The following is a 23,767-nucleotide window of genomic DNA, read 5'->3' as shown; positions in this document are numbered from 1 at the left end:
TCGCGTAGTGGCGTCCCCGCCCGCGGGTGCGGGCGGGGCTCCGACGGCCGCACCGGACCGGGTGGCCGCCGGCGGGCGGCCACCCGGTCCGGCCGCCCGGTCAGCTCCCGGGCCCGGCCAGCGTCAGCCCTTCGAGCTGCCCCTGCTCGTACGCGGCCACGATCGCGCGCCGCTGGAGCTTGCCGCTGCTGGTGCGCGGCAGCTGTCCGGGCTTCAGGTAGTGCACGTCCTCCGCCCGCACGGTGACGCCGATCGCCCGCACCAGGTGCTCGACGATCCGCGCCCGGCTGTCCGGCACGTCGTCCCGGGCCTCGCGGTCCACCTCGGTCAGGACCACGATGTCGGTGCCGATCTGCGCCACCGCGGTGCGGCCCTCGCGGACGAACGGGAGCTGCTCGACCGCCTGCTCGAAGTCGGCGGCGAACAGGCTGCGCCCGCCCACCTTGATCCGGTCGCTGATCCGGCCGGTGATGAACAGCTCCCCGGCGTCCAGGAAGCCGATGTCCCCGGTGGCGTAGTAGCCGTCCGGTCCCTCGATCGACCCGGGGCGGTCGAAGTAGGCCTCGGCGAGGCTGCCGCCGGCCAGCTCGATCTCGCCCAGCTCGTGCTCGCCGCAGACCCGCCCGTCCTCGCCGCGCAGCCGGACGGCGAACTCCGCCATCGGCCGGCCGACCGAGATCGCCGGGACGCCGGACGGTGAGGTCACCACCCGGATCTCGCCGCCCACCGGTCGGCTGGCCACCAGCAGGACGGCCTCGGCCATGCCGTAGCAGGGCATGAAGACGTCGCGCCGCAGACCGGCGGGCGCCATCAGGTCGAGGAACGCCTCCAGGTTCGGCAGGTTGATCGGCTCGCTGCCGAGGTAGATCGACCGCATCCCGGAGAGGTCGAGTTCGGCGATCTCCTCCGGGTCGAGGTCCTGCATCAGCTTGAGCGAGTAGTCGACGGCGAAGTTCGGGATGACGGTGCCGATGGCCCGCTCCCGGCCCATGTGCTCCCACCAGCCGCGCGCGTCGAACAGGAAGGTCACCGGCTCGGCGAGCAGCAGGTCGCAGCCGACGGTGAAGCAGGACAGCATGCCGCCGACCAGTCCCATGTCGTGGTAGAGCGGCAGCCAGCTGCTGACCCGCTCCTCGGGCTCGCGGCCGTCGGTCCGGGTGATCATGGCCAGGTTGGCCCGGAGCCGGCCGTGGGTCACCGGGACGCCCTTGGGGAAGGAGGTCGACCCGGAGGAGAACTGCACGAAGGCCAGTTCGTCGTCCCCGGGCGTCCGCAGCCGGGCGCCGGCCCGGCGCAGGCCCGCCGGCGGCAGCGGCAGCGCCTCGACCGGCAGGTCGACGGCGGCCAGCGTGGGGACGCCGAGGATCCGGGCGGCGCCGAAGTCCGCCGCGACCCGGGCCAGGAACTCCTGGTAGCCCTCCCTCGGCGTGTTCAGCACGAAGGGCTTGACGGAGAGCGGCACCGCGCCGATCTCCATCAGCGCCAGGAACGCGAAGATCACCGGAACGGAGGTCTCGAACGGGAAGACCACCCTGGTCCCCGGTCCGATCCCCTGCTCCCGGAAGAAGTCCGCACTGGCGGCGATCCGCTCGGGGAAGTCCCGGTACGGCGTGAACTCCGCCGGATCGCCGTACTTCTCGTACAGGTGGAGCCCCCGCTCGGGCGGGCACTCCTGGTTGCGCTGGATGTGTTCGAGCACCGGACCCCTCCTACTCGTTCAGTTGCCGCTCGTTCATGGTTCGGCCGCCGCGTTCCGGAGCGGCGGTGTCCCGACGGGTCGTCAGGCCGGTGTGGAGGCGGCCAGGAAGTCCTGGAGGGAGACCAGGCAGCGCTGCTCCGCGTCCAGGAAGGCCACCGTCACCAGCGCGTCCACCGCCGGCCGGTCGGCCTCCGGAAGGTGGATCCGCTGCCGGAACCGGGCCCGGAAGGTCAGGCCCTCCTCGTCCCACTCCTCCTCCGAGGGGGAGACGAGCTCGGTCCGCACCTCGACCCGGCCGCGCGGGATCTCCGCCAGGTAGTCGATCTCGGTGCGGGCGACCACCGCGATCAGCCGGTCGCCGTGCACGAGCCCCTGCCGGCCGAGCCAGTCCCACCGCCCGGCCTCCAGGTACTCCAGCGCGACCGCGTTGTTGACGTGCCCCAGCGCGTCGAGGTCGTTGGGGCGCACCGGGAGCATGAGGCGTGATTCGCCGAAGAACACGTCGGACCGTCCGTTTTCGATCGTGCCGAAGGGCCCCGGCCGAGGAGCCGGGAGCCGGTGTACCGGGAGCCGCTGTACCGGGAGCCGTAGCAGCGGGAGCCGTGGTACCGGGAGCCGTGGTACCGGGAGTCGCCCGGGCGGGGTGTCCTGCCCGGGCCCCCGGGTGCCCGGCCGCCGGGCCGGCGCCCCGCGCGTTCACCGCGGGGCGCCGGCCGGGGCCGCGGGGCCCGGCGTCAGCTGTCGAGGAGGTCCATCCAGGTGTCCTCGACCTCCTCCCGGGAGTGCACCTCGATCCCGGTGATCTTCTTCAGAGCGCCGCAGACCAGCTGCTCCTTCTTCTCCATCGCCTCGGGCCGGTAGCCGGTCTCGGCGGTGTCCAGGTGGTCCCACCAGTTGACGTGGGTCCCCCGGTCCTCCTTCTGGTCCCGGGCGCTGCCCAGGAGTTCGCCGTCCTCGCGGAGGAAGAGGTGGGCCACCGCGAAGGCGTCCTTGGCGTGGTACTCGCCGCTGTCCACCAGGGCCTTCGCGAACGACACGAAGTAGTTGCGGTGCTGGATCTCGTCGGCCGCGACCTGCTTGAAGATCCGGCGCAGGCCCTCGTCCTGGATCACGTGCTGGCACTGGCCGTAGTTGACGGCGGCGGTGATCTCGGAGATCGCGAGCAGCACCAGGGTGCGCAGCATGTCGTCGTCCGGGAAGACCTTGCGGAACGCGAGGAAGGTCTCGTCGTCGATCGGCTCCATCCCGCTGACGTCCGCCAGCCGGTTGAAGACCGTCTCGTGGTGGGCCTCCTCCTCGTTCCAGTAGCGGCTCCAGGTGCCGCACGCCTCCATGACCGCCGCGAGCGCCGGGTTGGTCTTCTCCCAGCGGCGCACCTCGGCCTCGGCCTGCCGCTCCAGGCGGTCGGCGCCCGGCTTGGTGGTCAGCTCGGCCCGGCCGGCGTTCCACACCAGGTTGCGGTCGAGCGGGGTGAGGCTGTCCAGGTCGACGGCGGACAGCATCTCGACGACGCTCCACCGGCGCGACTCGTGCAGCCGCTGCTGCTCCCAGGTCACGTCGACGAGGGACATCCCGCGCACCGTCACCGCGTCCCAGAGGTCGGTGATGATGGCCGGCGGCTCGGCGGGGACGACCGCCTTCCGGATCACCGGCTCCGTCTCGATGACGCTCATGCGGCCGCCTCCTTCGCCTTCTGCTTCTCGAACTCCTCCAGGAACACCTTCAGCACCACCGGGGTCGCGGTGTCGAGGGGCAGCGCGGGCAGCCGCACCCGCACGCCGTAGTCCTTGCGGAGACCGTTGGCGGTCCGGGCGAAGGCTTCCATCAGGTCAATGCTGTTGGTCATTTTGGGACTCCGGCCGATCACATCGGCCAGCGTCACGTCGTCGGCGAAGACTTCCTCGTCGGCGAGGCCGGCGTGCTCGCCGAATTTCTGCCGGATGTAGGACTCAACTTCGGGCGTCACCATGGCTCAGAATCATACAAGTTGGCGATTGTGCAGGCCAAGTGATGCCTGTTACACGAAAGTTGATCCATCGTCAGATCTACTTCGCACAAACACCGCTGGACCCCCGGTCGGAACCGGGGGTCGAGTCGCGGTATTGGTCGGGGAATTCGGCCGAAATCACCGGAGGCCCGGTAGATCGGCAGGCGCGTCGACCGCCGGGATCCGGCGGATCGTCACCGCGGCGAGCAGGGCGACGGCGAGCGCGAACCCGATCGCCAGGTACCAGGTGTCACGCGCGGCGCCGAGCGCGTCGGCCGCCGAGGCGGTCACCACGGAGACCGCGAGGGCCGTCCCGAGGACGGCGCCGAGCTGACGGAAGGCCGCGTTCGCCGCACTCGCGGTGGCCAGCCGGGCCGGTTCGACCCCGGCCAGCGCGACCGCGCCCAGCACCGGCCAGACCAGTCCGGCCCCGGTGCCCATCACCACCGCCCCGGGCAGCCAGTGGGTGAGGAAGTCGGGCCCCCGGCCGCCGCCCCAGAGCAGCAGCAGCGTGCCGCAGGCGTAGATCAGGCAACCGGCGATCACCACCGGGCGGTCCCCGAACCGCTCCGCGAACCGGCTCGCCGGGCGGGCGACCAGCGCGGTGGCGATCGGCGGCGGCGTGGTGGCGAGTCCGGCCGTGATCAGCGACCAGTGCCAGTGTCCGGTCAGGAACAGGATGTTGTTGAGGATGACCATGTAGAAGGTCACCGAGAACAGCATCGAGCCGAGGTTGCCGCCGATGGCGCTGCGCGAGCGGAGCAGGTCCAGCGCGATGACCGGGGCGGGGTGGCGGGCGCTGCGCAGCACCGCCGCCACCGCCAGCAGCGCGCCACCGGCCAGCGCTCCGAGGGTGCCGGGGCTCGTCCACTCCCAGTCCGGGCCCTTGACCAGGCCCAGGGCGAGCAGGCCGAGCGCGCCGCCGAGCAGCGCCGCGCCCAGCACGTCCGGGGTCGGACCGCCGCGCTCGCGCTGCTCGGTGAGCGAGCGGGAGGCCCAGACGGCCGCCACCCCGATCGGGATGTTCACCAGGAAGACCGCCCGCCACGACCAGTGCTCGGCCAGCAGCCCGCCGAGACCGGGGCCGATGCCGGCGGCCAGCGCCGCCGCCGCGCCCCAGATGGTGATCGCGATCAGCCGCCGGGCCATCGGGAACATCGGCATCAGCAGCGCGAGCGAGGTCGGCACCAGGATCGCCGCGCCCACCGCCTGCACCAGCCGCGCCGCGATCAGCACCGTCGCCGACCCGGCGAGCCCGCAGACCACCGAGGCCAGGGTGAAGAGCGAGAGGCCGACCGCGAACGACCGGCGGCAGCCGAGCCGGTCGGCGGCCCGGCCGGCCGGCATCAGGAAGGCCGCGATCACCACGTTGTAGCCGTTGAGCACCCAGGAGAGGGTCGGCAGGTCGGAGCCGGAGAAGGTCTTGGCGATGTTGGGGAACGCCACGTTCACGATGGTGCTGTCCAGGAAGGCCACGAAGGCTCCCAGGCAGCAGAGCAGCACCGGCCCGAGCGGCGGCCCGGCGGCCGGGCCGGCCACGACGGCGGGGCCCTTGACGGGTGCGACGGGCGATTCGGCCATGCGGGCGTCCTTCCTGGGCGACGGGATCGGGCGGTCGGTGCGCCGTCGGGGCACCGCGCCGCAGCGGCCCGTCCTCCCGGACCGGTCCGCACACCGCCGTCGAGCCGCCGGCCCCCGCCCGCGTCTCTCCCCCACGGGGGCGCCTCACCGGCACGCCCCCACCGCACACCCCAGGAGCGTGTACGGGCACGCGGAACTGGCATTCCCCCCGCATGTGAGCCGAGCGCGCGACGCCACGATCCGTCGCGCACGCCGCGTCCGGCAACGGCACAGACCGCACTCGACCCCCCGCACACGCCGGTGGGCCTGATCAGATTGCTCGTTGTTACCCGCCAGTGTCAATCCCCTCCCGACCAGCGGACAGCGGTCGGGGGAACGCCCCTGACCTCCCGTCAGGGCGGCTTCACCCCGCCCACCAGCCACGACGCCGACCGGCAGGGCAGCGGCCTCGCGGGCACGCCCGCGGGGCCGCTCGCTTCGCGCCGGATCAGTTGACGACGACCGCCGGGCTGCCGGCCTGGCTGGTGTCGGTGACCGGGCCGTAGGTGGCCGAGAAGTAGCCGTCGGCCGGGCAGAGCGAGGAGCCGCCGCTCTTGGCGAAGTGCTCGGTGCGGAACGCCATGCTGTGGCCGGCGTTGTCCGCGGCGCCGGTGAACGCACCGCTGAGCTGGTAGCTGCAGGTGAGGGTGCCGAACCAGCTGTTGAGCACGGCGGTGGCCTGGATCGGCCCGGCGGTCCCCGAGGTGAGGGTGATCGGCAGCCCCGGGCCGTCGTCGACGGCGATGACGTGCGGGAAGTTGCCGACGGTCAGGCTCCGGACCGAGGTGACCCCGGTGACGTTGCTGGTGCAGGAGCCGAAGGTCAGCCCGGTGAGGGACTCCGTCGCCGTACCGGGGGCCGCCGGGTTGCTCAGCACCTTGGCGGCGAGCTGGGAGGTGGCACAGGTGACCCCGATCGTGCTGGTCGCGGTCGAGTAGAAGGTGGCGCGGGTGTTCGCGGCGAGCGGCGCGGCGAGCGTGTCGCCCGCCGCGACGGCGCCGCCGCCGGCGGTCAGCACCGCGGTGGCGGTGACGGAGCCGGGCGCCGCCGACGCGGGGACGGCGCCCAGCGCGAACGCCGCGGTGGCGGCGAGGGCGGCGGCGAGGAGCGGGACAGGACGGTGAAGGCGCATGGGAAAGCCTCTTCCTCGGTGAGGGGGAATCGAGAAGGTGAACTTTCGTGGCTCCCCGTCGGTGGGGGATTCGGGGAGCTGACTACGTTGTAGAGCGGTGTCCGTGCACCGTCAAGGCACTGCACCGAACGTGCTGACTTTTCGTCAGCAAGAACCGGAGCGAGGATCGGCAGCCGGACCCGCGGCGGTGTGACGTACCGTCCACGCGGGTGACCGCACGCGGGAGGCGGTCGGGGGTCCCGCACCGGCGACGCCATGATCCCGGTTCATCGGGGTGTGACCGCCACGCCGTCAAGCTCTGGAGGCGACGTGCTGGGTCTCGTCGGGGCGTTGCGGGGTCACGGCATGGACGGAGGCGGGGAAGGCCTGTTCGGCCCAGATGATCTTGCCGTGAGGCGTGTAGCGGGTACCCCAGCGCTCGGTGAGCTGGGCCACCAGGAACAGGCCCCGGCCGCCCTCGTCGGTGCTCGCCGCGTACGTCAGGCGCGGAGAGGTGTTGCTCCCGTCGGAGACCTCCAGGATCAGGCTGCGGTCGCGCAACAGTCGAACCCGCACCGGCTCCGAGCCGTAGCGGATGGCGTTGGTGACCAGCTCGCTCAGGGCGAGCTCGGTGGCGAAGGACAGCTCGCCCAGGCCCCATTCCTCCAGCGTCGCCGTGCTCCATTCCCGGATGTCGGCAACGGCGGCCGGATCGGACGGCACGTCGCGCTCGACGACCCGCTCCGGGCCGAGTACCCCGGTCCTGGCGATCAGCAGTGCCACGTCGTCCTGCGGGTGCTCCGGTAGCAGCGCTTCCAGCACCGCCCGGCAGTTCTCCTCCGGCCCCCGGTCGCGCTGCGACAGCGCCAGGCGCAGCAGGTCCATGCCGACGTCGAGGTCCCGGGTGCGCTCCTCGATCAGGCCGTCGGTGTACAGCACGATCTGGGTGCCCTCGGCCAGCCGCACCTGGGCGGTCTCGTAGGGCATCCCGCCCGCGCCGAGCGGCGGTCCGGTCGGCAGGTCCGGGAAGACGACCTCGCCGTCGGGATCGACCAGCGCAGGCGGCAGATGGCCAGCGGTCGCGATGGTGCAGAGCCGGGAAGTCGGGTCGTAGATCGCGTACAGGCAGGTGGCACCGGTGACGCCGGTGCCGGTGCCGGTGCCGGTGCCGGTGCCGGTGCCGGTGCCAGCGTCGGCCTCCTCCTGGTCAATCCGGTTGACCAGCTCGTCGAGGTGGCCGAGCAACTCGTCGGGCGCCAGGTCGAGGGCGGAGAAGTTGTGCACGGCGGTGCGTAGCCGGCCCATGGTGGCGGCGGCGTGCAGCCCGTGGCCGACCACGTCGCCCACCACCATGGCCACCCGGCTGCCGGGCAGCGGGATCACGTCGAACCAGTCGCCGCTCACGCCGGACTGCGCGGGCAGGTAACGGTGGGCGACCTCCAGCGCGCTCTGGCCGGGCAGGACGCGCGGCAGCAAACTGCGCTGCAGGGTCACGGCCATGGCGTGCTCGCGCGTGTAACGGCGGGCGTTGTCGATGCTGACGGCGGCCCGCGCGACCAGTTCCTCGGCCAATGAGCGGTCGTCGTCGTCGAACGGCTCGGGCTTCCGCGACCGCCAGAAGTTGACGACGCCCAGGATGATGCCGCGGGCCTTCAACGGGGTGGTGATCAGCGTGTGCACGCCGTAGTCCAGGATGTGCCCGGTCCACTCCGGGTCCTGGGCCTGCCAGCCGTGCGCGACCGCCAGATCGGGGACGACCTGCGAGCGGCCGCTGTCGAAGCCGCGGGCCATCGGGGAGGACGGGATGAAGGCGGTCAGCCGGCCGCACGGGTAGAACGGGTGGTCGTCGCGGATGCCGTGGACGGCGGTCCGGCGCAGGTTGACGGCGCCACCGGTGGGCTCGTCGCCCTGCAGCACCGGGTCCGCGAGGTCCACGGTGACGAAGTCCGCGAAGCCGGGCACCGCGACCCGGGCCAGCTCCTCGGCGGTGCGCTCGACGTCGAGCGTGGTCCCGATGCCGACGCCGGCCTCGTACAGCAGGGCCAGACGCCGGCCGGCCATCTCGGCCTTGCCGGAGAGGGCGAGCAGCTCCGTGGAGTCCCGGATGGTCGCGACCGTCCCCATGGCGAGGCTGTGCGGGTCGGTCGGCCGCTGGTTGACCACGACGAGCCGGCCCCCGACGCGGAGCAGTTCGTCGGTAACCGCCCGGCCTGACAACAGCAAGTCGGCAGTCTCCGGGGTGAGGCCTTCGATGTCGCCCAGGTGCCGACCCTCGACGTGGTCGGGCAGGCCCAGCAGTTCGCGCGCCTCGTCGTTGGCCAGCAGCAGCTGCCCGCCGTGTCCGACGATGACCACGCCCTCCCGGACCGCGTGCAGGACGGCGTCGTGGTGCTCGTACATCCGGGCCAGCTCGCCCGGGTCCATGCCGCGGGTCTGGCGCCTCACCCGGCGGGCGATCAGCGCGGTACCGGCAGTGGCGACCATGACGGCGGCTGCCCCGGTGCCGAGGATCAGCGGCAGTTGCCGGTTGTCGGCGGCGGTGACGTTCTGGACCTTGAGCCCGGCCGACACCAGCCCTGCGACCGATCCGTCCGGAGCGGTGACCGGCACGATCGCCTGGACCTCGTGGCCGAGCGGACCGTGCACACTCTCGGTATAGATCTGGCCGGCCAGGGAGGGGCCGATGGTGCCGACGAACCGCTGGCCGATCCGGTCCGGCATCGGGTGTGTGTAGCGGATTCCCTGGTCGTTCATGACGACGATGAAGTCGACGCCGGACACCTTGCGGGTTGCCTCGGTGATCGGCTGGAGAATCGCTGACGGATTGGGCGACTTGAGCGCGGCGAGCAAACCAGGGGAATGCGCGAAGGTTTCCGCGACCGCGACCGACCTGTTCTTCGCCTCGGAATCGCTGCTCCGCCGTGACTCGAGGACCTGCGCCAGGATCGCCCCGAGCACGAGGAGCACCACGACCACGAGTTCCAGAGCGAAGACCTGAGCGGCTACGCTCCGTCGGTTTCTCGCGATCAGTGGCTTTCTGAATACGATCCGCGATCGGTCGGCGTGTTCGACCATGCTCATTTCTAACACCGCACCGGCATTTTTCCGCCAGGCCGTATCCGCCGTCTTGCTCCTTGGATTCCTACCGTCCGCATTCTCGATCCTGGACGCTCACGCTCCGTGATCGTTCCGCCGTGCCCGACGGGCCGTGGAAGGCTTGCTGGGTTCAGCGGTGCTCGGGGTTCTCGAAGTCGAACCGGCACCCCGCATCCCACTCGGAGCGCTGGTTGCCGTGGGCGGGGACGCCGCCGGCGTCCTTGAGCATCCGGGCGAGGTGGAGCAGGTTCCAGGTCATGAAGGTGGCGTTGCGGTTGGTGAAGTCGTTCTCCGGCCCGCCCGACCCCGGGTCGAGGTAGGACGGCCCCGGCCCCGCCTCCCCCACCCAGCCGGCGTCGGCCTGCGGCGGGATCACGTACCCCAGGTGCTGCAGGCTGTAGAGCACGTTCATCGCGCAGTGCTTCGCGCCGTCCTCGTTCCCGGTGATCAGACAGCCGCCCACCCGGCCGTAGTAGGCGTACTGGCCCTCGGAGTTGAGGATCGACGAGCAGGCGTAGAGCCGCTCGATCACCTGCTTCATCACGGAGGAGTTGTCGCCCAGCCAGACCGGGCCGGCCAGGACGAGGATGTCGGCGGCCATCACCTGGCTGTAGAGCACCGGCCAGTCGTCGGTCTCCCAGCCGTGCTCGGTCATGTCCGGCCAGACGCCGGTGGCGATGTCGTGGTCGACCGCCCGGATCACGTCGACCTGGACGCCCTGGCGCTGCATGATGCCGGTGCTGAGGTCGATCAGGCCCTGGGTGTGGCTGCGCTCGGGTGAGCGCTTGAGGGTGCAGTTGAGGACCAGCGCGCGCAGGTCGTCGTAGCCGCGGGGCGAGGTGGACATCGGCGGGCCCTTTCCGGAGGAGGCGTTCGCCCACCAGTCCAGCCGCACGGCCGGGCCGCCGCCCGTCGGACTGGGCCGACCGCGCGGACGCCGGACGGACGCCGGTCCGGGAACGGGCCCGGCCCGCTCAGCGGGGCGCCGCGGGCAGCACGCCGTCGGCGATCGCCCGGGTGAAGGCGGCGTGGTCGTCCCGGCGCCCGTGCGGCCGCCGCCGCACGGCGTAGCCGCCGGGCCGGTCCGCCCACCCCCTCGTAGGGTGCGAAGGATGAGCAGCCCAGTCAGCCGGCCCGAGGGCGGGCAACGCAGCGACCGTCCGGCGGCCGAGCGCACGGACTACTCGGGAGCGGTCTACGGCTCCATGCTCGCCGCCTCGGTGGTGGCGACCGCGGGTGCCGTCGGCGACTACCCGCGCGTCCAGCTCGGCGTCCTGCTGATCGTCACCGGCCTGGTGTTCTGGGGCGCCCACGTGTACGCCCGGCTCGCCGGTGAGCGCCAGGTCGGACAGCGGCTCACCTGGCGGCAGGCCCGCCGGATCGCCCGCCACGAGCGGCCCATCGTGGAGGCGGCGGTGGCCCCCGCGGTGGCGGTGCTGATCAGCCCGCTGCTCGGGCTGGGCCTCGCCGGGACGGCCTGGCTGGCGCTGGGCGTCGCCGTCGCCCAGCAGGTCGGGTGGGCGTTCGTGGGAGCCGTCCGGGCCGGTGCGAGCCGGCGGCAGGCGGCGCTGGAGGGGTTCGTCAACCTCGTCCTGGGCCTGATCATCGTGGCCGCCAAAGCCGCCCTCGGGCACTGAGCGCGGCTCGTCCCGGCGCGGGAGCGGCGGCGGTGTCAGGCCTCGTCGGTGGGCTGGCCGGCCGGCGGCAGGACCGGGGTGACCAGCAGCCGGGCGGCCAGTATCGCGCCACCGGTGACGGCGGCCAGCGTGGCGTCGTGGAAGGGGCGCAGGTTGCGCTCGTGCCAGAGCGTCTGGGTGGTGGCCCAGGCGGCGTCCAGCGCGCGGGCGACGGAGAAGCTGGCGACGAGGTGCTGCAGGGACTCGGCGGCCTGGGCGTCCGGCGCGCCGAGCCGCGCCTCGAAGGAGGCCCGGGCCTCGGCCTCGGCCTGCCCCAGCAGTGCGGCGGCCCGGAGGTGGTCGGCGTGCACGGGCGGCGTGTCCGGCGTGGTGCGGCGCTCGATGCAGGTCTCCACCAGGCCCAGCGGGAGGTCGTGGCTGAGGTGCGCGCTCATCCCCGCGAAAGCGAACTGGATCGGCCGGACCGACCGGTCTCCCCGGGCCTCGAACAGCGGCTGCCAGGCCTCGTTGACCGGGCGACCCGCCTCGGCGTCCTCGACCGCGTCGAGGTAGGCACCGGCGAGGACCACCTCCAGGCCCTCGGTGAACGCCCCGTCCTGGAAGGAGCCGGCGGCCAGGTGGCCGCCGATCAGTTCGGCGACCCTCAGGTACATCCGGTTGAAGCAGGCCACACCGTCCCGCGGGTCCAGCCGGGCCTCCACCGCCCGCATCCGCCCGACGACCTCGTCGAGGCTCCGCGCGGGCCTGGCGTGCGCGTATGTCATGGCCGTCCTCCCGGAGAAGCGGTCGGTGCGGGGTCGGACCCGGCTGCCACCTGTACCCAGACTGCCACCTCGGCGCGGCGGCCACCGCCGCCGGTCGACCGAACCGCCCCGCCGGCCGACCGTGCCGGGGCCCGGGACGCTCCGGGGGCCGTCCTCGCCGGCGGGGCGGGGACGGCCCCCGGCCGGTCCGGATCAGGGGCGGGCGCCTCCCCGGGTCGAGACGGCGACGTAGTCCACCCGCATCGGGTGCCCGGGCTCGGTGGCCGGGCCGGGCCCGCCGCCGAGCGCGGCGGGCAGGTTGCCGCCGACCGCGACGTTCAGGATCAGGAAGAGCCCGTGGCCGACGGCCCGGTCCCAGGTCGCACGGTCCATCCCCGCGGCCGTGACCCGGTGGTGCTCGCGCCCGTCGAGGTACCAGCGGACCTGCTCGGCCCCGGGTGTGAGGTCGACCTCCACCGCGTAGCTGTGGAAGCCCGTGCGGCAGTCCGGGCACGGCTGGTCGCCCGAGCCGAGGCCCTTCGGCTCCTGGCAGGGGCCACCCTCCAGGGTGCCGCAGTGCATCGTGCCGAAGATCGAGCCGCGGCCGTTGACCTGCTCCATCACATCGAGCTCACCGATCGCGGGCCAGCCGGTGAAGCCGTTGCGCAGCTCACCGCCGAGCGTCCAGAAGGCCGGCCAGTACCCGGCGGCGGCCGGTCCGGTGACGTCGGGCAGCGCGATCGAGGCCTCGATCCGCAGCACTCCGCCGGGCGGCGGGGCGAGGTCGGAGCGGCGGGACTCGATCCGGCCCGAACTCCACCGGCCGTTCTCCAGGGTGGGGACGATCTCCAGCGCGCCCCGGCCGTCGAGACGGACGTTGGCGGTCGAGTCGGTCATCGTCTCGATCTCCCCGGTGCCCCACTGCGGAGCCGGGCAGCCCGGGTAGCAGGTCCCCAGGTCGTACTGCCAGTGCTCGGCGGAGGGGCGGCTGCCGGCCGGGCCCTCGAAGTCGTCCCGCAGCACCGGTGTCCAGCCGTCGGCGCCGGGCTTCCCCGGTCCGGTGGCGACAACCCCGGCAGCGCCGGCGGCGGGCACCAGCCCGGCCTCGGTCAGCAGCCGTTCGAGCCGGGGCGTCAGGACGACGGCCGCGACGTTGGTCAGGTGCGCGTCGTCCCGGTAGAGCAGGATGCGCTCCAGGACGGCGGGGCAGCTGCGCCCCGCACCCGGGCAGAGGACGGAGTTCAGCTCGACCGACCGGACGCCCGGCACCCGGCCGGCCGCGATCTCCTCGGCGAGCGGGTCGGGCCACTGCGCACGGGCGCGCGGGAACTCGCAGGCGGCCGGATCCTCGGTGTGCCCGGAGACGCAGGCCGGAACGTCCGTCCCGGGGACCGGGGTGTCCTGGATGTAGACGATCGGCACTCCGAGCGCGCGCAGCGGCGCCAGTGTCCGCTCCCAGCCGTCGAGCAGCAGCCGTCGGTCGTCGGTGTAGCGGTTGAGCGCGGAGACCACGATCAGCTTGGGCTTCGGCCCGCTGCGCAACCGCTCCAGGCTGGCCGTCCGCCAGCTGTCGCACTCCCAGTAGGCCCGCCCCAACTGCGGGTTGACGACGTCGAGTTCGGGCAGCGGGCAGCCCTGCTTGACCAGTTCCTCCAGGGCCCAGTGGCGCCCCGCCGCGATGGCGAGCAGCGAGGAGAACCACTGGCCGGCGTGCGAGTCGCCGAGCAGGACGATCCGGTCCGCACCGGTGGTGTCGCCGAACAGGCAGGCGGGGCTGGTGACGGCGCTCGGCGCCACCTCGCACTCGCCGTCCGGCGGGAAGTCCTTGCGCGCCTGCGCGGCGGCCGGGACGACCGCCGCGGTCTTCGGCGGCGTGGCGGTGCGCACCAGCAGGGAGGTGCCGTCGGGCGAGCCGGGCGGCAGGCCGAGCAGGTCCACCGGCCCGGCCGGCCCGAGCAGCCGCAGCGTCCCGGTGCCGACGACCAGCGCCAGCACCACCGGGACGATCACTGCGGTGAGCCCCAAGGAGAGCCCGCGCCTGGGGAGTTCGGCCACGGTCCGGTTGCGGCGCAGCGGCTGTTCGATCCAGCGCAGCACCGCCACGGCGGGCAGCGCGGCCGCCGCGCTCAGCGCCACCTTGACCGGCCAGCCGAGCGTCCCGAACCGGGCCTCGGTGAGCACCAGGACCGGCCAGTGCCACAGGTACAGGTTGTAGGAGAGCCGGCCGATCACGCGCGGGGCCCGCAGGCCGAGCAGCCGGTCCGCGCCGTACCGGGTGGCGACGACGGCGCCGCCGTCCCGCCGGTCCGGCGTCCCGGCCAGGATGATCGCGGCGGTGGCGAGGGTCGGGACCAGTGCGGCGTACCCCGGGTAGGGGGTGCCGGCGTCGTAGCCGAGGACGCACCAGCCGATGGCCAGCAGGCCGGCCCAGCCGGTGAGCAGCCGCAGCGGGCGCGGTCCGCGCAGCCGGTGCCAGGGCAGCAGGGCGAGCAGCGCCCCGACCCCGAACTGCCAGACCCGCGAGGGCGTGCCGAGGTAGGCGAGCGAGACCGAGCTCTGCGTCCAGTGCAGCGAGAGCGCGAAGGAGCCCAGTGTCAGCGCCCCCGCGACCGCGGCCGCCACCGTGCGGACGGCCCGGCCGCGGCGGACCGCCCGGGCCGCCAGGAACACGATCAGCGCGACCAGTGGCGCCCAGAACAGGTAGAACTGCTCCTCCACCGCGAGCGACCAGAAGTGCAGCAGCGGGCTCTGGTCGCGCCCGGCCGCGAGGTAGTCGGTCTGCTGGGAGACGAAGCGCCAGTTGGCGACGGAGAGCGCCGCGGCCAGCACGTCGTGCTCCAGGTCGGCACGGCGCAGCGGGACGGTCAGCCAGGCGCCCGCCAGCGCGACCGCGCCGAGCACCACGGCGGCCGAGGGCAGCAGCCGGCGCGCCCGGCGGGAGAAGAACTCCCCCAGCCGGACCCGGCCGGTGGTGACGGCCTCGCGCACCAGCAGTCCGGTGATCAGGTAGCCGGAGACGACGAGGAAGACGTCGACGCCGACGAACCCGCCGGCCAGGCCGGGTACGGAGGCGTGGAAGGCGAGCACCGCGAGGACCGCGACCGCGCGCAGGCCCTCGATGTCGGGGCGGAAGCCGGCCGGGCGGGGCGCAGGTCCCGGGCTGCCGGACGCCCGCGCGCCGGAGCCCCGGGAGCCGGAGCCGCCGCGCGGCGGCCCGGGGATGGTGTAGGTACCCGGCAGGAGCTCCGGATCCGCGATCGGTGGCACAGGTGTGTTCGATGACATTGAGGTGGTCGGTGTGGTCGGGGTCGGTGACATCGGTGTGGTCGGTGACATCGGTGTGACGACCTTTCAACCCAGCCAGGGCAGCATCGGGCGGACCCAGCCGGAGGCGAGCAGGGCGGTGAGCACGAGGGTGGCGGTGGCGGCCAGCGCTTCGGGCCAGCGCCGCGGCAGCATGCCCGTCCGGGCCGCGCGCCGGGACAGCAGCCGGCGCGGGGCGCCGGGGCGGTCCGGGTCGGCCGCGCGCTGCCCGCCGGCCGGGCGCAGCTCGCCGACCAGGTCGCGGATCAGCGGGAGGCCGATCTGGCACTGCACGGCCAGGTAGAGGCCGAGGCCCCAGTTGGGCTCCCAGCCGTTGCGGGCGACCGCGAGCGAGAGGCCCGCGGCGGCCGCGCCGACGGAGGCGCAGAGCCACCCGAGCGAGACCAGGACCACCTGGCGGGCCAGGCCGCCCGGCTTCGCCCGGCCGGCGCCGGTGGGCACCCAGGCCGCGCTGCGGCCGCGCAGGGTGTGCCAGAAGGCGGCGCCGGCGGCCACGCTCATCAGCACGTTGGAGCGGATCACCTCGATCCGCCAGCGGGTCCGGCTGATCCGGGGCAGCAGGACGTGCCAGAGCCAGAGCGGCGCGAGCAGCGGCAGGACGTGCCAGGGCCGGATCTGGTCCGGGTACCAGAACATCATCACCAGCGGCGGCAGCGGTGCCACGAAGAGGTTCACGGCGGCGGCCAGGTAGCCGACGACGCCCTCGTAGAAGCAGAGCCGCATCCGCCAGGGCGCCCGGATCCGCTTGAGCACGGGCGAGCCGAGCAGGTGCAGGTTGCCCATCGCCCAGCGGTACTGCTGGTTGACGTAGGAGGCGAGGTTGTCGGGCGAGGTGCCCTTGGCGACCAGCACCGGGACGTACAGCGTCCGGTACCCCTGCTCGTACAGGCCGAGGCCGGTGAAGAGGTCCTCGCTGTGGTCGAGCCGGGCGAAGCCGCCGGCCGCGTCGATCGCCGTGCGCCGGTAGACCGCGTTGCTGCCGCAGCAGATCGCCGCGTCGCTGGCGTCCCGGGAGGGCTGGATCCAGCGGAAGAACCACTCCTGCGCCGAGCCGGCGGCACGCTGGATCCAGTCCATCGTCTCGTCGGTGTCGAAGCACTGCGGGCTCTGCACGATGCCGATCCGGGCGTCCGCGAAGTACGGCACGAGGTGGCGCAGGAAGTCCGGCCTGGGCGCGAAGTCGGCGTCCAGGATGGCGATGTACTCGGCGCGGCTCAGGGTGAGCGCGTGGTTGAGGTTGCCCGCCTTCTTGAGGTGCCCTCGGTCGGGCCGCACGACGTACTCGTAGCCGTGCGCGGCCGCCAGGTCGGCGACCTCGGCGCGGTCGGCGTCGTCGAGCACCCAGACGGTCAGCGCACCCGGCCAGTCGAGCCGCCGCACCGCGCGGTAGGCGTTATCCAGGACGTCGAGCGGTTCGCCGCAGGTCGGCAGGTAGAGGTCGACGGTCGGCAGCTCACCGGGGTTCCAGGCGTGCACCAGGACTTCGTGCGACTGCCTGGTCAGCCGCCGCTGGCGGAGGCTGTTGACCGAGGAGAGCCCGAGCGCGACGACGTTGAGCGCGAGGACGGCGAGGAAGCCCCAGAGGGCCGGGGTCCGCAGCGAGAAGGTGAACATGGTCGCCGCGGTGAAGACGAAGGCCAGCGAGGTCAGCACCAGCACCCAGCGGCGTTGTGGTCCGAAATACCAGTACAGCTCCTGATCGGAAGGAGGTTGAGGAAGGTGTTGGACAGTCATGAGGCCCCCACAGCCGCGTTTCTGACAGCTCCGCGGTCACAGTACCTCATTGGTATAGACCATTCGGGCGGCCGTCCGAGAGCTGGGACGCCCGCCGGTGGCACCCGCCCCGGGCCGCGATCACCCGGCCACTGCGGCCGGATGCGGAGGAAAACGGCAGGTCACAGCGGTGACGGCGGCGCCCCGCCCACCCCGGGGTCCCGTCGGGCGCAGCCGTCCGCTCCCCGCCAGGACGCCTCCGGGCCCTCGCCGATCCCCCGCCCCGACGCCTGCGTGACTGCGCGCCGCCCCCGTCGCGACCCCTGATCGCCTCCCGCCGGCCACCCACCCGTCACCTCGGGCGCCACTCCTCCCCCTCCTGACCCCCTCGCTCCCCCGGGTCGGACGGCCGCCCCCTCCCCCGAACGGCGGTGCGTCGCACTCGTTCGGCGCAGTCCGGATCGTGCCGGCGCCCCGGTGTTCCCAGACTCGGAGGCGGGGGTGGACTCAACCGGAGAGGCATCCTCATGTACATCGGGCTTCGCCGCATCGTCGCGGTGACCGCAGTGGTAACCGTCGGCATGGGCCTGGCGTCGTGCGGCAGCGCCAAGCAGTCGACCGGCACCACGTCCTCGGGCAGCGCGAGCGGCACCGCAGGAGGAGCGATCAAGATCGGGCTGCTGCTGCCGGAGACCAAGACGACCCGGTACGAGCAGTTCGACCGCCCGCTGATCGAGCAGAAGATCAAGGAACTCGCGCCGAACGCGCAGATCGACTACTACAACGCCAACGAGAACGCGACCACCCAGCAGACCCAGGTGGACACCGCGCTGACCAAGGGCGACCAGGTGCTGATCCTGGACGCGGTGGACTCCAAGTCGATCCAGTCCTCCGTCCAGAAGGCGCACGACGCGGGCGTGAAGGTCGTCGCGTACGACCGCCTGGCGCAGGGTCCGGTCGACGCGTACGTGTCCTTCGACAACAAGAAGGTCGGCGAGCTGCAGGGCCAGGCCCTGGTGGCGGCCGTCGGCGACAAGGCGAACGCCGGGTCGATCATCATGATCAACGGCTCGCCGACCGACCCCAACGCGGCCGACTTCAAGGCCGGCGCGCACAGCGCGATCGACGGGAAGCTCAAGATCGGCAAGGAGTACGACACGCCGAACTGGGACCCGAACAACGCCAACCAGGAGGCCGCCGCCGCGATCACCGCGATCGGCGCGCCCAACGTCGTCGGCGTCTACTCGGCCAACGACGGCATGGCCGCCGGTATCGCGACCGCACTGAAGGCGGCGAACCTCAGCGTGCCGCTGACCGGCCAGGACGCCCAGCTGGACGCGGTGCAGCGGATCCTGGTCAACACCCAGACCATGTCGATCTACAAGCCGTTCAAGCCGGAGACCGACGCGGCCGCGCGGATGGCGGTGGCCTTCGCCCAGGGTTCGAGCCCGGCCCCCGACCTGGTGCCGACCACGGTGACCAACGGCAGCGGCAACAAGGTCCCGGCCGACCTGATCACCCCGGTGGTGCTGACCAAGGACAACATCAAGACCACCGTGGTCGCCGACGGCCTCTACACCGTCGCGCAGATCTGCACGCCCGACTACGCCGCCGCCTGCGCCGAGGCCGGCCTCTCGTAGCGGCGCCGGGCCCCGGGCTCCGCTCCCCGGAGCGGCCCCGGCCCGGCCCCGGTCGCGTGCGGCACCGGACCGGCAGTACCGGACCGGCAGCACCCCGAAGAAGCACCCGAAGCCGAAGACGCCCCGCCTCCCCCCGGAGGCGGGGCAAGGGAGTTGGTCACTGTGGCAGGTGAGACCGTACTGGCCCTGCGCGGGGTCTCCAAACGGTTCGGCGCCGTACAGGCGCTCACCGACATCGAGCTGGAGGTGCACACCGGCGAGGTACTGGCGCTGGTCGGGGACAACGGCGCCGGCAAGTCCACCCTGGTCAAGGCGATCGCCGGGGTGCACCAGCCGGACGAGGGCGTCATCGAGTGGCAGGGCCGTCCGGTCTCCATCCACCGCCCCCAGGACGCCCAGCACCTCGGCGTGGCCACCGTCTACCAGGACCTCGCGCTCTGCGACAACCTCGACGTCGTCGGGAACCTCTTCCTGGGCCGCGAGATCAAGCGCTTCGCCGTCCTCGACGAGGTCGAGATGGAGAAGCGCTCGCGCGAGCTGCTGGACACGCTGTCCATCCGCATCCCCAGCGTGCGGATCCCGATCGCCTCGCTCTCCGGCGGCCAGCGCCAGGTGGTCGCGATCGCCCGCGCGCTGATCGGCTCGCCCAGGGTCGTGATGCTGGACGAGCCGACCGCCGCCCTCGGCGTCGAGCAGACCGCCCAGGTCCTCGACCTCGTCGAACGCCTCCGCGAGCGAGGCCTCGGTGTGATCCTGATCAGCCACAACATGGCGGACGTGATGGCGGTCGCGGACACCGTGGCGGTCCTGCGGCTCGGCCGCAACAACGGCGTCTTCGACCGGCGCTCCACCAACCAGGAACAGATCATCTCGGCCATCACCGGGGCCACGGACAACGCGGTGACCCGCCGACAGGCCCGCGGCACGGAGGGCACCCCATGAGCGACCACATCCCGGGCGGCGACGACGGCCGCCGCCACCACCTGCCCGAGGACAGCATGCCCAAGGGCGGCGTCAACGCGCCGGTCCCCGTGGCGCCCTCGGCGACTCCGGTCGTGGACCCGCGGCTCATCGTGCGCCAGGAGGGCATCAAGGGCTACCTCGGGGAGTTCCGCCGGCGGGTGAGCAGCGGCGAACTCGGCTCGCTGCCGGTCGTCCTGGCACTGATCGTGATCTGGGCCGTCTTCGGCAGCCTGGACAGCACCTTCCTCTCCGCCCAGAACCTCTCCAACCTGTCGCAGCAGATCGTCGGTACCGGCATGATCGCCATCGGTGTGGTCTTCGTGCTGCTGCTCGGCGAGATCGACCTGTCGGTGGGCTCGGTCAGCGGCCTGTGCGCGGCGATCTTCGCCGTCCTCAATGTCACCCACGGCGTCAACCAGTGGGTGGCACTGCTCTCCGCCATCCTCGGCGGCGCGGTCGTCGGCCTGATCCAGGGCGTGTTCTTCGCCAAGGTCGGCGTGCCGGCCTTCGTCGTCACCCTCGCGGGCAACCTCGGCTGGAACGGCGCGATGCTGCAGATCCTCGGCGCCAGCGGCACCGTCAACCTCTCCGGCAAGGACATCGTCTCCCGTCTCTACAGCACCATCTACAGCCAGCAGCTCGCCGCCTACGGCGCCGCCGCGATCGGCGTCCTGCTGTTCGTCGGCGCCTCGCTGGCCGACGCGAGACGGCGCCGGGCGGCCGGCGTGCCGTACCGGCCGATGGCCGACCTGGTCCTGCGCACGGTGGCCCTGGCCGTCGTCTCGTTCCTCGCCGCGTACACCCTGAACCAGTACAAGGGGCTGCCGCTGGCCCTGCTGATCTTCCTGATCTTCATCGTGGTGCTGGACTTCGTCCTGCGCCGCACCACCTACGGACGGCAGATCTTCGCGCTCGGCGGCAACATCGAGGGCGCGCGCCGCGCCGGTATCAACATCTCGTGGATCCGGATCAGCGTCTTCATCATCTGCTCCACCATGGCGGGCATCGGCGGTCTCTTCCTGGCCGCCCAGATCCAGTCCGCCAGCCAGACCTCCGGCGGCGGCAACCTGCTGATGAACGCCATCGCGGCGGCCGTCATCGGCGGCACCAGCCTCTTCGGCGGCCGCGGCAAGACCTGGTCGGCCCTGCTCGGTGCCCTGGTGATCGGCTCGATCCAGTCCGGCATGAACATCGAGGGCCTGAGCAACGCCATCCAGTTCATGATCACCGGTGCGGTGCTGCTGGCCGCCGTGGTCGTCGACTCCCTGGCCCGCCGCACCCAGAAGGCGGCCGGCCGCGCCTGACCCTCGCCCGGGCCCCGGTACGGCGACGGGGGCCCGCTCCACCGGTGGTGGAGCGGGCCCCCGTGCCGCATGGGCGGGCGCCCGGCCGTCAGGCCTTCGGGCCGGGGTCAGCGCACCCGGCTCAGAGCACCCGGCTCAGAGCATCCGGCTCAGAGCGCCGGGGCCGGGAAGGTCGGGTACTCCACGCCTGAGACGTACTGGACGACCCGGATCACCTGGCAGGAGTAGCCGAACTCGTTGTCGTACCACAGGTAGAGGATCGCGTTGTCCCCGTCCACCATGGTGGGGCCGGCGTCCACGATCGAGGCGTGGCGCGAGCCGATGAAGTCGCTGGACACCGCGTCGGGAGCGGTGACGAAGTCGATCTGGCGCTTCAGCGGCGAGGTCAGCGACACCTCCCGGAGGTAGTCGAGGACCTCCTCGCGGGTGGTCTCGCGACCGAGCCGCAGGCTGAGGATCGCGATCGAGACGTCCGGCACCGGCACCCGGATCGAGCTGCCGGTGATCTTCGCGTCGAGGTCCGGCAGCGCCTTCGCGACGGCGGAGGCGGCACCGGTCTCGGTGATCACCATGTTCAGCGGTGCCGAACGGCCGCGGCGGTCCGAGCTGTGGTAGTTGTCCAGCAGGTTCTGGTCGTTGGTGAACGAGTGGACGGTCTCCACGTGGCCGCGCAGCACGCCGTACTCGTCCGCCATCGCCTTCAGCGGCGGGACGATCGCGTTGGTGGTGCAGGAGGCGCAGGACAGGATCTGCTCGTCCGGCTTGATCATGTCGTGGTTCACGCCGTGCACGATGTTCGGGACGTCGCCCTTGCCCGGCGCGGTCAGGACGACCTTCTCGATCCCGGGGCGCAGGTGCTTCGAGAGCCCCTCGCGGTCCCGCCACCGGCCGGTGTTGTCGATCAGGATCGCGTCCTTGATCCCGTACGCGGTGTAGTCCACCGTGGTCGGGTCGTCGGAGTAGATCACCGTGATCTCGTGACCATTGGCGATGATCTTGTTGTTCGCCTCGTCGACGGTGATCGTGCCGTTGAACTGGCCGTGGATCGAGTCGCGCCGCAGCAGCGAGGCGCGCTTCACCAGGTCGTCGCCCGCGCCCTTGCGGACGACGATGGCACGCAGCCGCAGGCCGTTGCCCGACCCGGCCTTCTCGATCAGCAGGCGGGCCAGCAGCCGGCCGATCCGGCCGAACCCGTACAGCACGACATCGCGCGACCCGCGACGCTCCAGCTTGTTGGCACCCGTGGCACCGGCCACCGCCTCCGCGGTGAACTCCGCCACCGACAGACCGCGGTCATCGGCCTTGTACGTCGCGGCGAGCATGCCGATGTCGATCTGGGAGGGGCCGAGATCCAGCGCGGTGAGCGCGTGCAGGAACGGCAGCGTCTCGGTGACCGAGAGCTCCGCCCCGGCTATCTGGCGGGCGAACCGGTGAGTCTTCAGAATGCTGACCACCGACTTGTTCACCAGGGAACGGCTGTGCAGCAGAACGGTGACGTCCCGCTCACGCTGCAGCCTCCCGATGATCGGGATCATCGACTCCGCGATCTCCTCGCGGTTCATCCAGTTAGTGAACACGTCTTCGTTGACAGTCACAGGTCCATCTTTCGAGCTAGGCGAATGCCCACATGCTAGCTTTGAGCCATTTTGGCCTCTCAGCCGGACCCACCCGAACAGCACTTTCCCCGCCCGGGGTTTCGAAGGGCACGCCTCGCTCGTTCGTCCGAGCCCGGTGATCGTCATGGCCATATCGAACCCTCGCGCCGGAGCGGGCAACAGGCCCTCGTACGGCGGCCGGTCGTGCGCGACCTTCCGCGGAGTCCACCCGTCCCGGCCGTGGGCCGCGAGCAGCTCGCGCACCACGGCTGCCACCGACCGGCGCCCTCCTCCCCCGCTCCAGCCCGTGACGGACATCACCGGAGCCGGGCCCGCCCGCCGCCCTCCCCCGCCGCCCCGGCCAGGTGGGTCAGGCCGGGTGGGGCTCGGTGGTGAGGGTGGTGGTGAAGACGGGGGTGCCGGACTGGGTGGCTCGGATGTGGGTGCGGGGGTGGCCGTCGGGGGTGGGGGGTGCGGGGGTGGTGGTCAGGAGGCAGGGCTGGTCGAACTCGACGTAGCGCAGGAAGGTGCTGTCGAAGGCGACCGGGACGGCGGGGTGGGGCAGGGTGGCCCGGGTCGCCTGGACGGCGGCCTCCAGGAGGACCATGCCGGGGACGTGGTCGTGCGGGTGGTCGAAGAGGACGCGGTGGCCGGTGTCCGTACGGAGCTGCCAGTGGTCCGGCGCGCCCGCCGGTGAGATGACGACGTCCCGCTCGTGCAGGCGGCCGACCACGGCGGTGGGGGCCGGCGGGGGGAGCGGGAGCGCCCGGGCGAAGGCCTGGGCCGCGTCGGCGTAGCGGCCGCGCAGGCGGTCGTAGAGGGCGGGCGGGTGGCTGGTGTAGTGGAGTTCGGCGGTGCCGAGGTGGCGCCCCCCGCGCCGGGCCTCGACCTGGGAGACCAGGTGGGCGGAGCCGAGCCGCCGCCTGGTCACCGAGGTGTGGGTGATCAGCAGGTCGACCTCGGGCGGGCCGGAAGTGGTGTACAGCTCGTCCGAGTTGACGGAGGTTCGGATACGCTCCATGCCGAAGCGGTGTCCGAGCGGGACGCCGTGGACGGCGTGGCTCAGCACGGTGAGCGCCTGGCGGGCGCTCTCGGTGAACAGCAGGGGGCTGTAGCGGCCGCCCTCGGTGTAGAAGGGGTGGTCGTGCGGCCAGTGGACGGTGACCCACTGGGTGGCGCCGGAGACGTCGCCCCAGTCGGTGACGAGCGCTTCGCCCGCCACGGACTTGCCGACCAGGGCCGGCATCTCCGGCGGGACCGTCGGCCGGGTGCGCGTGGCCGCCGTGTGCTGAACGATCGTTGGACGCGACTCCATGATGAGCCGTCTCCCCCCGG

At 72.5% G+C, this 23,767-nt stretch carries 17 protein-coding genes; 4 read left to right on the top strand and 13 right to left on the bottom strand.

All coding sequences use genetic code 11. From position 1 onward, the window contains the following. Positions 1-100 precede the first annotated feature (100 nt). The 8 genes from OG618_RS27990 to OG618_RS27955 all read right to left on the bottom strand — a co-directional run bounded on the left by OG618_RS27990 (position 101) and on the right by OG618_RS27955 (position 10,360). The gene (locus tag OG618_RS27990; RefSeq protein ID WP_329490310.1) at positions 101-1,699 is read right to left on the bottom strand and encodes an AMP-binding protein; all 1,599 of its coding nucleotides are present in this window, start codon (positions 1,697-1,699) and stop codon (positions 101-103) included. An 81-nt stretch (positions 1,700-1,780) separates the two neighbouring features. Further along, positions 1,781-2,176 (bottom strand): acyl-CoA thioesterase, encoded by a 396-nt coding sequence (locus tag OG618_RS27985; protein ID WP_329490309.1) that lies wholly within the window; start codon positions 2,174-2,176, stop codon positions 1,781-1,783. 257 nt (positions 2,177-2,433) lie between these two features. After that, positions 2,434-3,372 carry an acyl-ACP desaturase gene (locus OG618_RS27980; RefSeq protein ID WP_329490308.1) on the bottom strand — a complete coding sequence of 313 codons (939 nt, stop codon included), beginning with the start codon at positions 3,370-3,372 and terminating at the stop codon, positions 2,434-2,436. Further along, on the bottom strand, positions 3,369-3,668 hold the full coding sequence (locus tag OG618_RS27975) for a hypothetical protein (RefSeq protein WP_329490307.1): 300 nt from the start codon (positions 3,666-3,668) through the stop codon (positions 3,369-3,371). Before OG618_RS27975 ends, OG618_RS27980 begins: the two co-directional genes overlap by 4 nt. Positions 3,669-3,824: 156 nt before the next feature. Beyond that, on the bottom strand, positions 3,825-5,267 hold the full coding sequence (locus OG618_RS27970; protein ID WP_329490306.1) for an MFS transporter: 1,443 nt from the start codon (positions 5,265-5,267) through the stop codon (positions 3,825-3,827). Between the two features lie 487 nt (positions 5,268-5,754). Further along, complete coding sequence (locus OG618_RS27965; protein WP_329490305.1) at positions 5,755-6,438, bottom strand: Tat pathway signal sequence domain protein; 684 nt, start codon at positions 6,436-6,438, stop codon at positions 5,755-5,757. Positions 6,439-6,729: 291 nt separating this feature from the next. After that, the gene (locus OG618_RS27960) at positions 6,730-9,492 is read right to left on the bottom strand and encodes a SpoIIE family protein phosphatase (protein WP_329492316.1); all 2,763 of its coding nucleotides are present in this window, start codon (positions 9,490-9,492) and stop codon (positions 6,730-6,732) included. A gap of 151 nt (positions 9,493-9,643) precedes the next feature. Next, positions 9,644-10,360 (bottom strand): flavodoxin family protein, encoded by a 717-nt coding sequence (locus OG618_RS27955; RefSeq protein WP_329490304.1) that lies wholly within the window; start codon positions 10,358-10,360, stop codon positions 9,644-9,646. Positions 10,361-10,625: 265 nt separating this feature from the next. On the opposite strand from OG618_RS27955, the gene OG618_RS27950 reads away from it, so the two are divergent. Beyond that, positions 10,626-11,150, top strand: coding sequence for a hypothetical protein (locus OG618_RS27950; protein ID WP_329490303.1), 525 nt, complete (start codon positions 10,626-10,628; stop codon positions 11,148-11,150). Positions 11,151-11,185: 35 nt separating this feature from the next. Here the strand turns inward: OG618_RS27950 and OG618_RS27945 are convergent, their stop codons facing one another. From OG618_RS27945 to OG618_RS27935, 3 genes are all read right to left on the bottom strand, one after another. Then, complete coding sequence (locus OG618_RS27945) at positions 11,186-11,914, bottom strand: DUF5995 family protein (RefSeq protein WP_329490302.1); 729 nt, start codon at positions 11,912-11,914, stop codon at positions 11,186-11,188. A gap of 192 nt (positions 11,915-12,106) precedes the next feature. After that, complete coding sequence (locus tag OG618_RS27940; RefSeq protein ID WP_442906875.1) at positions 12,107-15,178, bottom strand: acyltransferase family protein; 3,072 nt, start codon at positions 15,176-15,178, stop codon at positions 12,107-12,109. A gap of 66 nt (positions 15,179-15,244) precedes the next feature. Then, complete coding sequence (locus OG618_RS27935) at positions 15,245-16,951, bottom strand: glycosyltransferase family 2 protein (RefSeq protein WP_329490300.1); 1,707 nt, start codon at positions 16,949-16,951, stop codon at positions 15,245-15,247. A gap of 506 nt (positions 16,952-17,457) precedes the next feature. On the opposite strand from OG618_RS27935, the gene OG618_RS27930 reads away from it, so the two are divergent. From OG618_RS27930 to OG618_RS27920, 3 genes are all read left to right on the top strand, one after another. Beyond that, positions 17,458-18,570, top strand: a complete 1,113-nt coding sequence (locus OG618_RS27930; protein ID WP_442906874.1) for a sugar ABC transporter substrate-binding protein — start codon at positions 17,458-17,460, stop codon at positions 18,568-18,570. 162 nt (positions 18,571-18,732) lie between these two features. Beyond that, complete coding sequence (locus OG618_RS27925) at positions 18,733-19,512, top strand: ATP-binding cassette domain-containing protein (RefSeq protein ID WP_442906873.1); 780 nt, start codon at positions 18,733-18,735, stop codon at positions 19,510-19,512. Between the two features lie 56 nt (positions 19,513-19,568). Continuing rightward, a complete protein-coding gene (locus tag OG618_RS27920) occupies positions 19,569-20,837 on the top strand; it encodes a sugar ABC transporter permease (protein WP_329492313.1) in 1,269 nt (422 codons plus the stop codon). 149 nt (positions 20,838-20,986) lie between these two features. On the opposite strand, the gene OG618_RS27915 is transcribed toward OG618_RS27920, so the two are convergent. Together OG618_RS27915 and OG618_RS27910 are read right to left on the bottom strand one after the other, a co-directional pair. After that, positions 20,987-22,432: a glyceraldehyde-3-phosphate dehydrogenase gene (locus OG618_RS27915; RefSeq protein WP_329490298.1), complete on the bottom strand. Its 1,446-nt coding sequence runs from the start codon at positions 22,430-22,432 to the stop codon at positions 20,987-20,989. Between the two features lie 370 nt (positions 22,433-22,802). Beyond that, entirely contained in the window at positions 22,803-23,747 is a 945-nt protein-coding gene (locus tag OG618_RS27910) for a ScbA/BarX family gamma-butyrolactone biosynthesis protein (protein WP_329490297.1), read from the bottom strand. Positions 23,748-23,767: the final 20 nt, after the last annotated feature.

The organism is Kitasatospora sp. NBC_01246, from assembly GCF_036226505.1.
In the GTDB taxonomy this organism is placed as follows: Bacteria; Actinomycetota; Actinomycetes; order Streptomycetales; family Streptomycetaceae; genus Kitasatospora.
The sequence above is the reverse complement of the archived record's forward strand: the minus strand, read 5'-3'. Positions and strand labels throughout refer to the sequence as shown.

Bases quoted from the DNA above. Each gene is read 5' to 3' on its own strand.
- OG618_RS27985 (WP_329490309.1), bottom strand. From the start codon at position 2,176: ATGCTCCCGGTGCGCCCCAACGACCTCGACGCGCTGGGGCACGTCAAC.
- OG618_RS27980 (WP_329490308.1), bottom strand. From the start codon at position 3,372: ATGAGCGTCATCGAGACGGAGCCGGTGATCCGGAAGGCGGTCGTCCCC.
- OG618_RS27975 (WP_329490307.1), bottom strand. From the start codon at position 3,668: ATGGTGACGCCCGAAGTTGAGTCCTACATCCGGCAGAAATTCGGCGAG.
- OG618_RS27970 (WP_329490306.1), bottom strand. From the start codon at position 5,267: ATGGCCGAATCGCCCGTCGCACCCGTCAAGGGCCCCGCCGTCGTGGCC.
- OG618_RS27965 (WP_329490305.1), bottom strand. From the start codon at position 6,438: ATGCGCCTTCACCGTCCTGTCCCGCTCCTCGCCGCCGCCCTCGCCGCC.
- OG618_RS27960 (WP_329492316.1), bottom strand. From the start codon at position 9,492: ATGGTCGAACACGCCGACCGATCGCGGATCGTATTCAGAAAGCCACTG.
- OG618_RS27955 (WP_329490304.1), bottom strand. From the start codon at position 10,360: ATGTCCACCTCGCCCCGCGGCTACGACGACCTGCGCGCGCTGGTCCTC.
- OG618_RS27950 (WP_329490303.1), top strand. From the start codon at position 10,626: ATGAGCAGCCCAGTCAGCCGGCCCGAGGGCGGGCAACGCAGCGACCGT.
- OG618_RS27945 (WP_329490302.1), bottom strand. From the start codon at position 11,914: ATGACATACGCGCACGCCAGGCCCGCGCGGAGCCTCGACGAGGTCGTC.
- OG618_RS27940 (WP_442906875.1), bottom strand. From the start codon at position 15,178: ATGTCATCGAACACACCTGTGCCACCGATCGCGGATCCGGAGCTCCTG.
- OG618_RS27935 (WP_329490300.1), bottom strand. From the start codon at position 16,951: ATGACTGTCCAACACCTTCCTCAACCTCCTTCCGATCAGGAGCTGTAC.
- OG618_RS27930 (WP_442906874.1), top strand. From the start codon at position 17,458: ATGTACATCGGGCTTCGCCGCATCGTCGCGGTGACCGCAGTGGTAACC.
- OG618_RS27920 (WP_329492313.1), top strand. From the start codon at position 19,569: ATGCCCAAGGGCGGCGTCAACGCGCCGGTCCCCGTGGCGCCCTCGGCG.
- OG618_RS27910 (WP_329490297.1), bottom strand. From the start codon at position 23,747: ATGGAGTCGCGTCCAACGATCGTTCAGCACACGGCGGCCACGCGCACC.